Below are 14,007 nucleotides of genomic sequence, written 5' to 3' on the forward strand. Positions count from 1 at the left end.
AATTCCCCCTATGATTGAATATTATTTTGAAATTATTATAGCACCTTATTTTTTGACTTTTCTACCGTTTGAGTAATATTTTGACCGTTTGTGCAAAAAAACTTGTGAAAAACAAAGAATAATTTTACAATTTAACTACGGATAAGGAGACATTACCTATCTGTTAAGTAAAGGGATTGTCGAACTATATCTACAGAGCAAGTGTTTTAGAACCCCCAAACCTAAAGCACAAAAAATAGCCTCATCTAAGATGGATTACTTAGATGAGGCTGTTTTTGTGACTTCTTATTGACAATAATAATGCCTAGGGCAACAAGTAGGAGGGCTATAATGTGGACAGGTAGAAGCTTTTCTGTTGGAATAAATAAGGCAGTGAGAACAGTTCCCGACACAGGTACTACAAATTTATAAAGTGAAATTTCACCGATTTTTCTAAATTGCAAAATATAGTACCAAAGGCAGAAGGCAACACTTGAGAGCAATGCTAGGTAGAAGAGGAGTATAATGCCTGTTGAAGTAAAATGAAGACTACGTACATTACCACCCATGAAATGACCTACTATAAAGAGTAAACTGGCACCTATAAGCATTTGCCACGAAGTATAGACAATGGATGGAAGTTCTTTGCCAATTCGCTTAGCTAAGAACATGGCTAGAGTACTTACAAGGCCAGAAAAAATCATAAAACCTTCACCTAATAATCTAAACTGTAAAAAGCCTTCGCTACTTTTATTTAAGTTAATGAGAATTAATCCTAGAAAACCTAAAGTAAGACCTAGTATTTTTCTTAAATTGAGCTTATCATCTTTATAAATGAAATGAGCTAATATTACAGAAAAGAATATTCCTACTTGTCCCAAAATAGAAGCTTTTATCCCTGGGGTATTATTTACTCCTATATTAAAGAAAAAATATTGCAAAGTGGTGTTAAATACCCCTAAAATAGTAATAAGTAAGAGCTGCTTTTTGTTTATTTTAAAAAGTGGAGCATGGGTTAGAAGGCCGAATACAAATAGGATAAGGCCAGCTAAGAAGAAACGTAGGCTAATAAAAGTAATCGTACCACCTAAGTCACTACTCGCAATGCCCATCTGAGCATATACAATTTTAAGAGCAGGGAAAGCGCTTCCCCATAATAGATTACAAAATACAGCTATTAATGAAGTTATTAAAATAAGCTGTGATTTAGTTTTATTTTTTAGCATATAGAACTCCTTTGGATAAATGTTAAAATTTATTTATAATAAATTATATGATTCAGAAATTATGTTATAATAGATGTATAAGATAACATTATAGTTAAACAGTATGAGAAAGTCAAAGATAGGAGATTGCAAAATGGAAAAGAGAAATTTAACCTTATTAACGGATTTATATCAGCTCACAATGATGCAAGGTTATTATAAAAATGATACGAATAATCATGAGGTAGTATTTGACCTCTTTTATAGAAGTAATCCATCTAAGAATGGCTATGCTATTTGTGCAGGACTAGAACAAGCTATTGATTATATCCAAAATCTAAACTTTAATGATGCAGATATTAAATACTTAGATAGCCTTAATTTATTTCAAAAGGATTTTTTAGAGTATTTAAGAGGCTTTAGATTTACAGGTGATATATATGCTATTCCAGAAGGAACAGTTGTTTTCCCTATGGAACCACTTCTTAGAGTAAAAGCACCTATCTTTGAAGCTCAATTTGTGGAAACAGCACTTTTAAATATTATTAACCATCAAAGTCTGATTGCAACTAAAGCAGCCAGAGTAGTAAGGGCAGCAGAAGGAGACCCTATTTTAGAATTTGGTCTTCGTCGTGCACAAGGACCTGATGCTGGTATTTATGGTGCAAGGGCGGCTATTATTGGAGGATGTGCTGGTACTTCTAATGTTCTTACAGGACAAATGTTTGATGTACCTGTTTCAGGGACACATGCTCATAGTTGGGTAATGAGTTTTGATGAAGAGATAGAAGCTTTTAGAGCTTATGCAAAGCTTTTTCCTGAAAAGTGTATTTTACTAGTAGACACGTATGATACATTAGAATCAGGAGTACCTAATGCTATTAAGGTATTTGATGAAATGAAAAAAGAAGGACTTCCAATGACTTCATATGGTATTAGATTAGATAGTGGTGACCTTGCGTACCTTTCTAAAAAAGCTAGAGCTATGTTAGATGCAGCAGGTTATAAAGATGCCATTATTAGCGCATCCTGTGACCTTGATGAGATGCTTATTGCAGACCTTAAGAGACAAGGCGCTAAAATTACCCTATGGGGTGTAGGTACTAATATGATTACTTCTTCAGACTGCCCATCTTTTGGGGGGATTTATAAATTAGCAGCTGAGCTTCATAAGGATGGTGAGGAGATTCCTAAAATTAAAATCTCAGATAACCCAGAAAAAGTAACCAATCCAGGTGTGAAAAAGGTCGTTAGAGTTTATGACAAAGCAACTAAGAAGGTTACAGCTGATATTATAGCTTTAGAACATGAACAATTTAATGAAGAAGAAGAACTGATTTTGTATGCTGCAAATGCAAGATGGAAAAAGATTAAGTTAAGAGCTAATAGCTATACTTTAAGAGAACTTTTAGTACCTGTTTTTAAAGCTGGTCAAAAAGTATATGAAAGTCCAAATACCATGAGTATTAAAGCTTATGCTAAAGAGGAACTGGATACCTTATGGGAGGAATATAAGCGTCTTGTTAATCCTCAAATTATGCAAGTAGTATTATCAGATAAACTTTATGCCTTAAGAGAAAAAATGCTAGAAAATTACAAAAGGGATTAAGGGGGGAGTGAGATGCTAGAAAGTACAAGAGTTGTAGGCGCTATGGTAAAGATGGATATTATCGGTAGAAAAGCGCGTAAAGAGTATGGCTATGGTAATAAAAAGCATGACGTTAAAACGAGCAGAGAGAAAATTTATCATTTGATGAGGCAACTTACTAGAGATATGATTAAAGGAGCTAGTATGGAGATAAGCATTAAAGGTGAAGAGAACTTACCTAAGCAAGGTCCAGCCTTGTACGTTGCCAATCATAGTAGTATTTTTGATACGGTGCTGCTTGTTAATACGATAAAAGAACCTTGTATTTTTATAGGTAAGAAAGAAGTAGCTAAAATGCCCCTTATTAATAAATGGTTTGATGCCCTAGGTTGTATTTATATTGATAGGGAAGATAAAAGACAGTCCTTAGAATGTATATTAAAAGGAATCAGTGAATTAAAGTCTGGTCAGTCTATTATTCTTTTCCCAGAAGGGACAAGAACCATGGGAGATGAGATGAAACCTTTTAAAGAAGGCAGTTTTAGGTTAGCAACAAAGACAGGAGTACCTATAGTACCAATTGCATTTCGTCATACGGACAAGGTGTTTGAAGAATATAAGAGAGTAAAGAAAACGAAAGTACAGATGAACATTGGACCTATTATAGAGACTAAACATTTAGACAAAGAAGGACAGCAAAAACTACCGAAGCAAGTTGAGGAATGCGTTAAAGGCCTGTTACAAGAATTAATAGAGCAAGAAAAGTGATTTTTTTGATAAAGGCATAGCGGGTGAGGGGGAAGGTTTATGATGACAGAGAATAATGGAATGAACCAAGCAGTACGTGAAGTAGTTAATGTAGAAATGTCTAAGGATAAGATGTTAGGTGTTATGTGGTTTGAAGAACCTAAAAATGGTGGGAATAGACTGAGTGAAAATGATATAAGAGCGGCTATTTCTACAAAGGGAATAGCGGCAGGACTTGATGAAGAACTGATTAATACTATTTGTAAAGAAAGGCAGTATAATTACAAGTACATTATTGCAAAGGGAAAAGCGGCTGTGGATGGTAGTGATGGTAGCATTGAGTTTAAATTTGACACAGCAAGCTTAAAGGAGTTTAAACCTCGTTTAAATGATGATGGAACAGTAGACTTTAGAAATTTAGATGTAGTAAGGAATGTCAAAAAAGGTGATGTACTAGCTACTAAAATTCCTGCTACTCAAGGAGAAGATGGTTTTAATATTATAGGGCAGAATATTAAAGCTAAGAAAGGTAAGGAAGCTAGAATACCAAAAGGAAGAAATACAGCCATATTAGAAGATGGACTTACTTTGGTGGCTGATGTAGATGGAAAGTTAGAGTATGATGATCATAATGTTTATATAAACACGGTATACACTTTAAATGGTGATTTAGATAGTGGTATTGGTAATATTGACTTTGTAGGTAGTGTTGTTATTAATGGAAATGTACATAGCGGCTTTAGAATTAAAGCAGGAGGCTCTGTAGAAATAAGAGGCTCTGTAGATGATGCAACTATTATAGCAGGTGGTAATGTATTCTTAAGCTATGGCATGCAAGGAACAGAACGTAGTAAGATTATAGCAGGAGGCAACGTCGTAGCTAAGTTCTTACAAAATGTACAAGTAGAAGCTGATGGAAATGTTATTACAGAGGCTATACTACACTCTAAAGTCAATGCAGGAGATAGTATTAAAGTAGAAACAGGAAAAGGCACTATCGTTGGAGGCAGTGTTTCTGCAACAAATATGATTATTGCAAGGAGTATTGGTTCACCTATGGGTACAGTTACTGCTATACAAATAGGCGTTTCACCCACTATTTACAAGGAACATAAAGAAATTGGTGAAGAATTAAAACGTAAAACAGAGAACCTTAATAAGGTAGATCAAAGCATTAAATTCTTATTAGAGAAAAATAAGGTAACAAAACTTGACGTACAAAAACAAGCCATGCTTCAAAAGCTTACAAGTTCTAGGCAACCTTTAGTAGAAGAATATGAAGAACTAAAAGCCAAGTATACCAAACTAGGCATTAGATTAAGTGAAGTTAAAGAAGGGCTTATCAAAGCAACTGATTCCGTTTACCCAGGAGTAAAGGTTGAGATAGGAAGCCTCATTAAGTATATTGATGATCGTTATGTAAGATGTGTTATAAGACGAGTGGAAGGCGAAATATACATAGGGATATAAATAGCGTTTAAAAGAGTAGCTATGACATAAGGAGGCTGTCATAGCTACTCTTTTATTTGATTTATTATAAACAAACAAGTGTAATTAGTTTATAAAATTGGAGAAATGAGTCTAGAGATAGACTCTTTAAACTTAATGACTAAGGAACGATTTTTGTACTTTTCAAGTGTGAGTTCCTCACAAAGTTTTAAGTCCTGCTTGAAAATTTCTGCGAGTTTTTGTGAGATTCCTTTATTATAAATAAAACCATTAATTTCAAAATTAAGTTTAAAGCTACGGATATCAAAATTAGCTGTACCAACAGAACAAATTTCTTCATCGATTACTATGGTTTTAGCATGAAGAAAACCATTTTCATAGGTGAAACAACGTACACCGCTTTCTAAAAGTTCTCCTATATGTGAATAAGTAGCCCAATAAACGCACATATGGTCTGGTTTATTAGGAATCATGATACGAACATCCTTACCAGATAAAGCAGCTAATTTCAAGGCAGTCATAATACCATCATCAGGAATAAAGTAGGGCGTTTGAATGTAAACAGATTGTTTAGCAGAATGAATCATTTTGATGTAGCCATTATGAATACTAGCGTATTTTGAGTCAGGACCACTAGACACAATTTGCATACCTACATGGCCTGAAGAAGTGACAACTTCAGAAGGAATATAAGCTTCTAAGGATAGATTTTCACCTGTTGCAAATCTACGGTCTAATAGAAATTGTAAATTAATAAGATGTACACTGCTACCCGTTAATTTCATATGAGTATCTCGCCAATAACCAAATTTCTTATTAAGTCCGATATATTCGTTCCCAATATTAAAGCCACCTAAGTAAGCAACCTCACCATCAATAATACAAAGTTTTCTGTGGTTACGGTAATTAGCACGCTTTTTTATAAAAGGAATATAAGAACGAAAGAAGCAACTTACCTTTATGCCAACTTTTCGCATTTCACCAAAGAATTTGCGCGAATTACCGAAGCATCCCATTTCATCGTATAAAACAAAGACTTTAATACCTTCATTAGCCTTTTTTATTAGTAAGTCTTTAAAAAGATTACCTAGTCCATCATCTCTAATAATGTAGGATTCAATATGTACATAGCTCTTGGCATTATTAATAGCTGTAAAAAGGTTTTTAAATAAGCTGCAGCCATCAGTAAATAGTTCTATTTCATTATCTTCTGTATAAAGAGCTTCATGACCACTTAAATGTAAATGAATCAAATCCTTGTAAGAAGTAATAAGGGGGTTAGAGTAAGCCCCTAAATTAAAGTCAAAAACAGCTTGTTGACGATGAATGAGAGCTAGGAAATTATCTTCTTCCTCCTTTTTACTAAAGGTTTTTCGCTTTCGTAAATCTTGCCCTATAAGTAGATAAAGAATGAATCCGACAATAGGTACAAAAAGCATAATCATAATCCAAGCCCAAGTTGCGCTGGCATTTTTGTGCTCAAGAAATACAACAGATAAAACAAGTAAAATATTAATAAAAAGGAAAATATCAAACCAGCCGAAACCGGAAAGTAAAAATGACATTTTTGCACCGCCTTAATCAATATATTTTCTATTATACGCAGTTAAAATAAAAATAAGATGAAAAAATAGAAAAATTAGAAAATAAATCACGAACGGTTTTTACTTTGCTACATTGTGTTCTAACAGTTGATATGATATACTTATCTAAGCTTGGCTAAATCTATAAAAGCCTGAAGGAAATGCACAACGAGGAGGTATTTGTAATGAACTGGACAATCTTTTGGATTGTAATGGCGGTACTTGCTGCTATACTAGTTGGTCTCTATTTCTGGGGAAGAAAGATGCAAAAGAAATATGACGAACAACAACAACTCATAACAGAAAACAAACAATCTTTATCTATATTTGTTATTGATAAAAAGAAGGATCATTTAAGTAATCTTAAACTACCAAAGCAAATGAAAGAACAACTTCCATGGATTTATAAAAAACGTAAAATGCCTGTTGTTATTGCTAAGATCGGACCACAAATTCAAACCCTTTTATGTGATCAAAAGGTATTTGATAGTATTCCTACTAAGAAACAAATTAAAGTTGAATTAGCTGGAATCCTTATTGTAAATGTAGTATCTGGTAAATTACCAGACACTAAGAAAAAAGGTTTCTTCTCTAAGAAAAAAGATAAAAAGAAGGAAGAAATCAAGGCAGCTAAAAAATAGATGCAATGAAGTAGCTCTCACCAAGGATATTAGACTTTGGGAGGGCTATTATTATTTTACTGGATATAAATTCAAGATCATGAGATATTAATACATAAAGGTGGCATATATATAAGAATGAAGAATTAAGAGTTAAGAATGAAAAATTAAAATGGAAAATGAAGAGTGAAGAATAAAGAACAAATAATTAATAATGAAAGAATAAAGAATAAGAAATAATGATTAAAAATGAAAGATAGAGAATAAGTAGCTAAGAATTAAGAATGAAGATGAGAAACGAAGAAGAGCTAATTAATAAGCTGAGTAGGAGGAAAAAAATGTGGAATAGAGCTAAAGAGAATAGAATAGTACAGTTTTTGAGAAAAATGATTAGGCGATATAGTGCTCATAATGTATCAGCCACAAGTGCTTATATGGCCTATTATTGGGTACTAGCGTTCTTTCCTTTTATTATTTTTTTGATTAGTTTATTAAGCTATACTAAGATTCCTGTAAGTGTTCTATTGCAGTATTTATCTGAGATGGTACCTGACAGTCTTGTGCCTGTTATTGAAAATACCATAAAGCAATTTATTTTATATAGAAGTACAGCATTACTATCGGTAGGAGGATTAGTGACACTTTGGTCTGCAGGAACAGCTGTTAATGCACTTACGAGAGGGATTCATATAGCGTATAATTCAAAATATATTAAGCCATTTTGGCAAGCTAGGTTAATTGCTTTAGTATATACTGTTCTATTAGCATTACTTCTTATCTTACTGATGGTAGGACTTGTTTTTGGTAATCGCCTTGGGGATTATTTGTTTGGTGTATTAGATATGCAAAAGGGGATTTTTATGCCTATTTGGAATATGGCCAGACTCACGATGCCTTTCATCGCATTAATTGTGGTACTGTACATTATTTATAAGTTCATTCCTAGGAAATACTTGAAAAGTACCAATGTATGGCCTGGCGTTATGTTTACTTCTGTAGGCTGGTATTTATTTTCTCTGATATTTTCTATTTACGTAGATAATTATAGTAAATATAATCAACTATATGGTAGTATAGGAAGTGTATTCATTTTACTGATATGGTTGTATGGGAGCTGTACTTTATTGTTGTTAGGAGCAGAGATTAATGCTCAGCTTCAAGAAATACGTATCGAAAAAATCATAAGAAGAATAGGACCGAATCTTTAATAGCAATCATTATGAGGTGATTCAAATGAAGACATTAAATCAAAGCTTTTATTTACAAGATGCTATTCATGCAGCTAAAGCTCTCTTAGGAAAGTTTTTAGTAAGAAGTGAAGGCGATAAAAACTATTATTTTAAAATAGTAGAAACAGAAGCGTATATGGGAGAAGAGGACAAGGGAGCCCATGCTTTTGGTGGCAAAAGAACTAATCGCACAGCGCCTATGTTTGAAATAGGTGGAATTACCTATATTTACTTAATTTATGGTATGTATCATTGCTTAAACATTGTGGTGAACAAAGAAGAAGTACCGCAGTGCGTTCTTATTAGAGCGGTGGAGCCTTTAGATGAAGCTGCTATTTCATTTGCAAAAGTGCATAGAAATATTAAATCAAGTAAGGTGGCTGATTTAACTAATGGACCAGGAAAGCTTTGTAAGGCATTAGCTATCGATAAAAGCTTAAATGCTAAGTCTGTTAAGGAGCAAGGAGCTCTTTGGCTAGCAGAAGGTGAAGAAGAAAACTTTGAAATAATCAGTGCAAAACGCATTAATATTCCTTATGCAGAGGAGTACCAGGATGTATTATGGCGTTTTTATATAAAGGATAATCCTTTTGTATCAGTTAAATAAAAAAATAATAATGCTTAATGAATAATGAGAGATAATTAATAATTCCTCATTTTTCATTATTCATTAAGCATTAAAGAAGTAAGCAGGAATTAAAGGAGAGATGACATGATAGAAAAAGCAATTAAACATGCAAAGAAACCGAGTTTTTCATTTGAAATTTTTCCGCCTAAGGGGACTGCGGATTTAAGTGGTGTATATGCAACTATTGATGGACTTGCTAGCCTAGCACCAGATCTTATTAGTGTTACTTATGGGGCCGGTGGCAGTAGTAGGGAAAATACAGTAGATATTGCTTCTGCTATTCAAAATAAATATGACATCCCAGCGCTTGCACATTTGACTTGCGTAGGAAGTACAAAAGCGGAGATGGATGATATTCTTACTCATTTAAAAGACAAGGGTGTTAAAAATATATTAGCTATGAGGGGGGATTTAGGAGAAAATGCTGTATTAGGTGATTTCAAGCATGCTTCAGAGCTTATAGCATACATAAAAGAAAACTATGATTTTAAAGTATTTGGCGCCTGTTATCCAGAAAAGCATATAGAGGCCTATAGCATGGGAGAGGATTTAAAGCATCTTAAGCATAAGGTAGAATGTGGTACAGATGAACTGATTTCTCAATTGTTCTTTGATAATAATGCTTTTTATAGTTTTATAGATAAAGTAAGAGGGATAGGGATTGAGGTGCCTGTAGTAGCAGGTATTATGCCTGTGACTTCTGCAAAGCAAATTGACCGTATGGTATCTATGTGCGGCGCAACTCTTCCAGAAGAAGTACAACATTTTGTGAAGGCTTATGGTCATAATAGTATGGCTATTAAAGAAGCAGGAATAGCATATGCTACTAGTCAAATTATTGATTTATTAGCAAATGGTGTAGATGGCATTCATCTTTATACAATGAATCAGCCAGAAGTAGCTAAGAGGATTGTAGAGAATATACGTGGCATTTTATATGCTCTTAAAGTAAAGAGAGCTTAGGACTAGAGAGGATGTGACTTATGATAACTCATACGATGCTAAGTGATGCGCTTAGATATATAGGGGTGCCTAAGGATAGGGCAGATGAAACAATTAAACAAAAGGTAATGGACACTTTTAGCTTTTTAGAAGAGGTAGCTTTGCCTAGAGTTACTTATAGAAAGCTAATGCTTAGCAAAAGGGAGTTATCAGAGGAAGACGTATTTTTTAAAAATACGTCTCTTATTGTAAAAAGCAAAGATTTAGTAAAGTTATTTAAGAACTGTGAAAGTTGCTATATATTAGCAGCTACATTGGGACAAGATGTAGATAAGCAGATTCACTTAAAACAGAGATTAGATATGCTTGATGCAGTTGTATTAGATGCCTGTAGTTCTGTACTTATTGATAAGGTTTGTGATGATATAGAGGTAGAACTTATGGAGCAGCTAGAAGAAAATACTTATTTGACGATGCGCTTTAGTCCAGGCTATGGAGATGTACCACTAGAGTTTTCAGGAGATATTCTAAAGCTTTTAGAGGCATCTAAAAGGATAGGGCTTACTCTAACTAAATCTTATATGTTACTGCCTAGCAAATCAGTAACAGCTATTATAGGTGTTTCAAATGAAAAGGAAAATAGGCAAAAATCTTGCATGAATTGTAATTTGGTAAAACAGTGCTTATACAGGAAGAGAGGAGAACGCTGTGGTTTGTAATGTTTTAGGTAAAAGACGTTTATATTTTGATGGTGCTATGGGAACAGCCGTTCAAAGCAGAGGATTAAAGCTAGGCGAGGTACCGGAATTATTTAATATCACTCATCCAGAAATTATAGAAGAAATTCATAGAGCGTATTTAGAAGCAGGAAGCAACTTCGTAACAACAAATACTTTTGGTGCTAATAAATACAAGATAGAGGAAAAGGGTTATACAGTAGAACAGATTATCTCAAAAGCTGTGGAGATAGCTAAAGCTGCTAAGGAAGATTTCCCAGATTCATATATTGCACTAGATATAGGTCCCAGTGGAAAAGTATTGAAGCCTATAGGAGATGTAGAGTTTGAAGAAGTCTACGAAATCTTTAAAGAGCAAGTTATTGCAGGTGAAAAAGCAGGCTGTGATGTCATTCTCTGTGAAACTTTTACTGACCTTTATGAGCTTAAGGCAGCAGTTTTAGCAGCTAAAGAAAATACATCTTTACCTGTATTTTGTACGATGAGCTTTGAAGAGAATGGTAGAACTTTCTTTGGAACAAGCATCGAGAGTATGATTTTAACTTTGGAAGGTCTTGGTGTTTCAGCACTTGGTGTGAATTGCTCTTTAGGACCTAAGCAATTAAAGGAAATTGTAAAACGTATTACTAAGCTTAGCCATATCCCGGTTATGGTGCAGCCTAATGCTGGACTTCCTGTTATGCAGGGAGAAAATGTACACTATGATATTACGGCAGAAGAATTTGCAGAGATTATGAAAGAGTTTGCTGAGGATGGTGTGAGTATTTTAGGTGGATGTTGTGGAACAACACCAGAGTATATTGAGAAAACTGTGGATAAAACTAAAGACATACCTTATGAATTCCCTGAAAGAGAAAAGGTGACAGGTATATGTAGTAGTTCAGAGGTTGTTTATTTTGATGATGTCGTAGTTATTGGAGAACGACTTAATCCTACAGGCAAGAAAATGCTTCAACAAGCGCTTAGAAATCATGATATGGATTATGTTTTAAGAGAAGCCATTAAACAACAAGAACAAGGGGCTCATATCCTAGATGTTAATATGGGATTACCTGATATCGATGAAGTAGAAATGCTAAAACAAGCGGTAGTAGAAGTACAAAGTATTGTAAGTTTACCACTACAAATTGACTCTTCTAATGTAGATGCCCTAGAGGCAGCAGTTAGGATTTATAATGGAAAGCCACTTATTAACTCTGTTAATGGTAAGAAGGAAAGCTTGGAGGCTGTTTTACCTATTGCTAAAAGATATGGGGCATGTATTTTAGGATTGACACTAGATGAAAAGGGAATTCCAGAAACAGCAGAGGAAAGGTTAATCGTAGCAAGGCGTATTGTAGATGCCGCAGTGAGAGAGGGTATACCTAAAGAAGATATTTTTATTGATTGTTTAGTTGTAACTGCTTCGGCCCAGCAGAGCCTTGTGAAAGAAACATTAAAGGCTGTGAGATTAGTTAAAGAGGAATTAGGTGTTAAGACGATTTTAGGAGTAAGTAATGTATCCTTTGGATTGCCACAGCGTCCTATTATTAATAAGACGATGTTAGCTATGGCACTTATAGAGGGACTAGATGCACCGATTATGAACCCTGGAGATGCAGGAATGATGGAAGCCATTTCAGCTTATAGAGTACTTATGGGAAAGGATCAAGACTCTAAGGCATATATAGATAAGTATTCTGGTGAAAATAGTAGCATTGGAGCTGCAATGAGTAATGCCGTTCATAATGAAATTATTATGAGCATGAATTTAGCTATTAAAAAGGGCTTGAAAGAAGAAGCTAAAACGGTTACTTTAGAATTAATGAAAGAAAAAAGTCCGCTAGAAATGATTGAGTCGGATATTGTTCCAGCTCTTAATGAAGTAGGAAAACTCTATGAAACGGGTGTGATTTTCTTACCACAGCTTATCAAATCAGCTGAAGTTGCTAAGGCAGCATTTGAGATTTTGCAAGTTGAAATGAGTAAGCAAAATGTAGAAGCTAGAACCACTAAGACAAAGGTGATTTTAGCCACCGTATATGGTGATATCCATGATATTGGCAAGAATATTGTAAAGGTCATTATGGAAAACTATAACTTTGAAGTAATTGATTTAGGTAAGGATGTACCTAGTGAGAGAGTAATCGAGGCAGTTAAAAAGCATGAGGTTAGAATTGTTGGATTAAGTGCACTTATGACGACCACTGTAAATAGTATGAAAGATACGATTACTTTACTTAGGAAAGAATGTGAAGAAGTAAAGGTTATAGTAGGTGGAGCAGTACTTACTCCAGAGTTAGCACAGTATGTAGGAGCTGACTATTTTGCTAAGGACGCAATGGAAACTGTACGTATTGCAAGTAGCCTTTAAAGATAACCAACAAAATCCTGTAGACTATTTGATTTTCCTTGAAATTTGTTATAAATTAGTATATAGGTAAAGGAGAAGATTATGAGAAAAATAGCTATTGTTACAGACACAGCATCAGACATTAGTATAGATGATGCTAAAAAGTATGATATTAAAATATTACATTATCAAATTGTTTATAAAGATAAGACTTATAAAGACCAATTAGAGATTACAGCAAAAGAAGTTATTGATACCTTAGAGGAAGAAGTACCGACAACTTCATTACCTTCTTTAGATGAAATACATGAAGTCTTTGATGAATTAGTAAAGGAAGGGTATAAAGAAGTTTTAGTTATTCCATTATCCTCAGGTTTATCAGGGTGTTTCAATGCCATCAACATGGTCAAGGAAGATTATCAGGACTTAAATGCAGTTGTATATGATTCACGTACTATTTCAGCAGCTCAAGCTGTTTTGGCTATTAAAGCAGCTGAAATGGCAGATGCAGGCTGTGAAATGAAAGAAATTATTAGTGAACTAGATAAGATGAGAGAAAATCAAAATACTCTATTTATAGTAGATACACTTAAATATCTTTTATTAGGGGGGAGAATAGGACATGTATCTGCAGCAGTAGGTAAACTGCTTAATCTTAAACCAATTATTACAATTGGGGATGATGGTAAGTATGAAACTGTAGCTAAAGTAAGAGGCAGAGCTAAAGCAATTAGTTACTTTGTAAACAAAGTCCAAGAAATATTAAAGGATGGAAAAGAATACAAACTATACTTTTCACATGCGGCAGGAGAAGAAATTAAAGATAAAATTATTGCTTTAATTAAGGAAGTAAAACCAGATGTCAAGATTGAAGGAGTATGTTGGATTAGTCCAGTAGCTTGTGTTCATTGTGGGCCTGGTTATGTGGGAATGCTTATTCAGCGTATTTAATTTAAAGTAGGGGGGAA

Annotated in this window: 12 protein-coding genes; 10 read left to right on the forward strand and 2 right to left on the reverse strand. The window is 34.1% G+C overall.

Translation table 11 applies throughout. The features are described 5' to 3' along the window. Nucleotides 1-245: 245 nt before the first annotated feature. Complete coding sequence (locus tag QTL86_RS21470) at nucleotides 246-1,205, reverse strand: DMT family transporter (RefSeq protein ID WP_410496003.1); 960 nt, start codon at nucleotides 1,203-1,205, stop codon at nucleotides 246-248. A 133-nt stretch (nucleotides 1,206-1,338) separates the two neighbouring features. On the opposite strand from QTL86_RS21470, the gene QTL86_RS21475 reads away from it, so the two are divergent. From QTL86_RS21475 to QTL86_RS21485, 3 genes are read left to right on the forward strand one after another with little or no spacing between them, the layout of a single operon-like run. Further along, complete coding sequence (locus tag QTL86_RS21475) at nucleotides 1,339-2,793, forward strand: nicotinate phosphoribosyltransferase (RefSeq protein WP_127067926.1); 1,455 nt, start codon at nucleotides 1,339-1,341, stop codon at nucleotides 2,791-2,793. A gap of 12 nt (nucleotides 2,794-2,805) precedes the next feature. Continuing rightward, the gene (locus QTL86_RS21480) at nucleotides 2,806-3,540 is read left to right on the forward strand and encodes a lysophospholipid acyltransferase family protein (protein ID WP_127067924.1); all 735 of its coding nucleotides are present in this window, start codon (nucleotides 2,806-2,808) and stop codon (nucleotides 3,538-3,540) included. 39 nt (nucleotides 3,541-3,579) lie between these two features. Continuing rightward, nucleotides 3,580-4,989: a DUF342 domain-containing protein gene (locus tag QTL86_RS21485; RefSeq protein WP_127067922.1), complete on the forward strand. Its 1,410-nt coding sequence runs from the start codon at nucleotides 3,580-3,582 to the stop codon at nucleotides 4,987-4,989. 89 nt (nucleotides 4,990-5,078) lie between these two features. On the opposite strand, the gene cls is transcribed toward QTL86_RS21485, so the two are convergent. Continuing rightward, nucleotides 5,079-6,533: a cardiolipin synthase gene (gene cls / locus QTL86_RS21490; RefSeq protein ID WP_410496004.1), complete on the reverse strand. Its 1,455-nt coding sequence runs from the start codon at nucleotides 6,531-6,533 to the stop codon at nucleotides 5,079-5,081. Nucleotides 6,534-6,736: 203 nt separating this feature from the next. Here cls and QTL86_RS21495 point away from each other — a divergent pair, with 203 nt between their 5' ends. The 7 genes from QTL86_RS21495 (at nucleotide 6,737) to QTL86_RS21525 (ending at nucleotide 13,990) form a co-directional block, all read left to right on the forward strand. Continuing rightward, nucleotides 6,737-7,192, forward strand: a complete 456-nt coding sequence (locus QTL86_RS21495) for a hypothetical protein (RefSeq protein WP_013658596.1) — start codon at nucleotides 6,737-6,739, stop codon at nucleotides 7,190-7,192. A 317-nt stretch (nucleotides 7,193-7,509) separates the two neighbouring features. Next, nucleotides 7,510-8,379, forward strand: coding sequence for a YihY/virulence factor BrkB family protein (locus tag QTL86_RS21500; RefSeq protein WP_013658595.1), 870 nt, complete (start codon nucleotides 7,510-7,512; stop codon nucleotides 8,377-8,379). Nucleotides 8,380-8,404: 25 nt separating this feature from the next. Then, nucleotides 8,405-9,007, forward strand: a complete 603-nt coding sequence (locus QTL86_RS21505; RefSeq protein WP_410496005.1) for a DNA-3-methyladenine glycosylase — start codon at nucleotides 8,405-8,407, stop codon at nucleotides 9,005-9,007. A 105-nt stretch (nucleotides 9,008-9,112) separates the two neighbouring features. Further along, the gene (metF, locus tag QTL86_RS21510) at nucleotides 9,113-9,991 is read left to right on the forward strand and encodes a methylenetetrahydrofolate reductase [NAD(P)H] (protein WP_013658593.1); all 879 of its coding nucleotides are present in this window, start codon (nucleotides 9,113-9,115) and stop codon (nucleotides 9,989-9,991) included. A gap of 20 nt (nucleotides 9,992-10,011) precedes the next feature. Then, nucleotides 10,012-10,689: a vitamin B12 dependent-methionine synthase activation domain-containing protein gene (locus QTL86_RS21515; protein ID WP_013658592.1), complete on the forward strand. Its 678-nt coding sequence runs from the start codon at nucleotides 10,012-10,014 to the stop codon at nucleotides 10,687-10,689. Continuing rightward, on the forward strand, nucleotides 10,679-13,060 hold the full coding sequence (locus QTL86_RS21520; protein ID WP_410496006.1) for a homocysteine S-methyltransferase family protein: 2,382 nt from the start codon (nucleotides 10,679-10,681) through the stop codon (nucleotides 13,058-13,060). The genes QTL86_RS21515 and QTL86_RS21520 overlap by 11 nt, the downstream gene beginning before the upstream one ends. Before the next feature lie 81 nt (nucleotides 13,061-13,141). Beyond that, nucleotides 13,142-13,990 carry a DegV family protein gene (locus tag QTL86_RS21525; protein WP_410496007.1) on the forward strand — a complete coding sequence of 283 codons (849 nt, stop codon included), beginning with the start codon at nucleotides 13,142-13,144 and terminating at the stop codon, nucleotides 13,988-13,990. The last annotated feature ends 17 nt before the right edge of the window (nucleotides 13,991-14,007 follow it).

The sequence above is a fragment of the Cellulosilyticum sp. ST5 genome, assembly GCF_046529625.1.
In the GTDB taxonomy this organism is placed as follows: Bacteria; Bacillota; Clostridia; order Lachnospirales; family Cellulosilyticaceae; genus Cellulosilyticum; species Cellulosilyticum lentocellum.

What these genes read in the sequence shown, in the direction of transcription:
- QTL86_RS21470 (WP_410496003.1), bottom strand. Translation starts at nt 1,205, where the DNA reads ATGCTAAAAAATAAAACTAAATCACAGCTTATTTTAATAACTTCATTA.
- QTL86_RS21475 (WP_127067926.1), top strand. Translation starts at nt 1,339, where the DNA reads ATGGAAAAGAGAAATTTAACCTTATTAACGGATTTATATCAGCTCACA.
- QTL86_RS21480 (WP_127067924.1), top strand. Translation starts at nt 2,806, where the DNA reads ATGCTAGAAAGTACAAGAGTTGTAGGCGCTATGGTAAAGATGGATATT.
- QTL86_RS21485 (WP_127067922.1), top strand. Translation starts at nt 3,580, where the DNA reads ATGATGACAGAGAATAATGGAATGAACCAAGCAGTACGTGAAGTAGTT.
- cls (WP_410496004.1), bottom strand. Translation starts at nt 6,533, where the DNA reads ATGTCATTTTTACTTTCCGGTTTCGGCTGGTTTGATATTTTCCTTTTT.
- QTL86_RS21495 (WP_013658596.1), top strand. Translation starts at nt 6,737, where the DNA reads ATGAACTGGACAATCTTTTGGATTGTAATGGCGGTACTTGCTGCTATA.
- QTL86_RS21500 (WP_013658595.1), top strand. Translation starts at nt 7,510, where the DNA reads ATGTGGAATAGAGCTAAAGAGAATAGAATAGTACAGTTTTTGAGAAAA.
- QTL86_RS21505 (WP_410496005.1), top strand. Translation starts at nt 8,405, where the DNA reads ATGAAGACATTAAATCAAAGCTTTTATTTACAAGATGCTATTCATGCA.
- metF (WP_013658593.1), top strand. Translation starts at nt 9,113, where the DNA reads ATGATAGAAAAAGCAATTAAACATGCAAAGAAACCGAGTTTTTCATTT.
- QTL86_RS21515 (WP_013658592.1), top strand. Translation starts at nt 10,012, where the DNA reads ATGATAACTCATACGATGCTAAGTGATGCGCTTAGATATATAGGGGTG.
- QTL86_RS21525 (WP_410496007.1), top strand. Translation starts at nt 13,142, where the DNA reads ATGAGAAAAATAGCTATTGTTACAGACACAGCATCAGACATTAGTATA.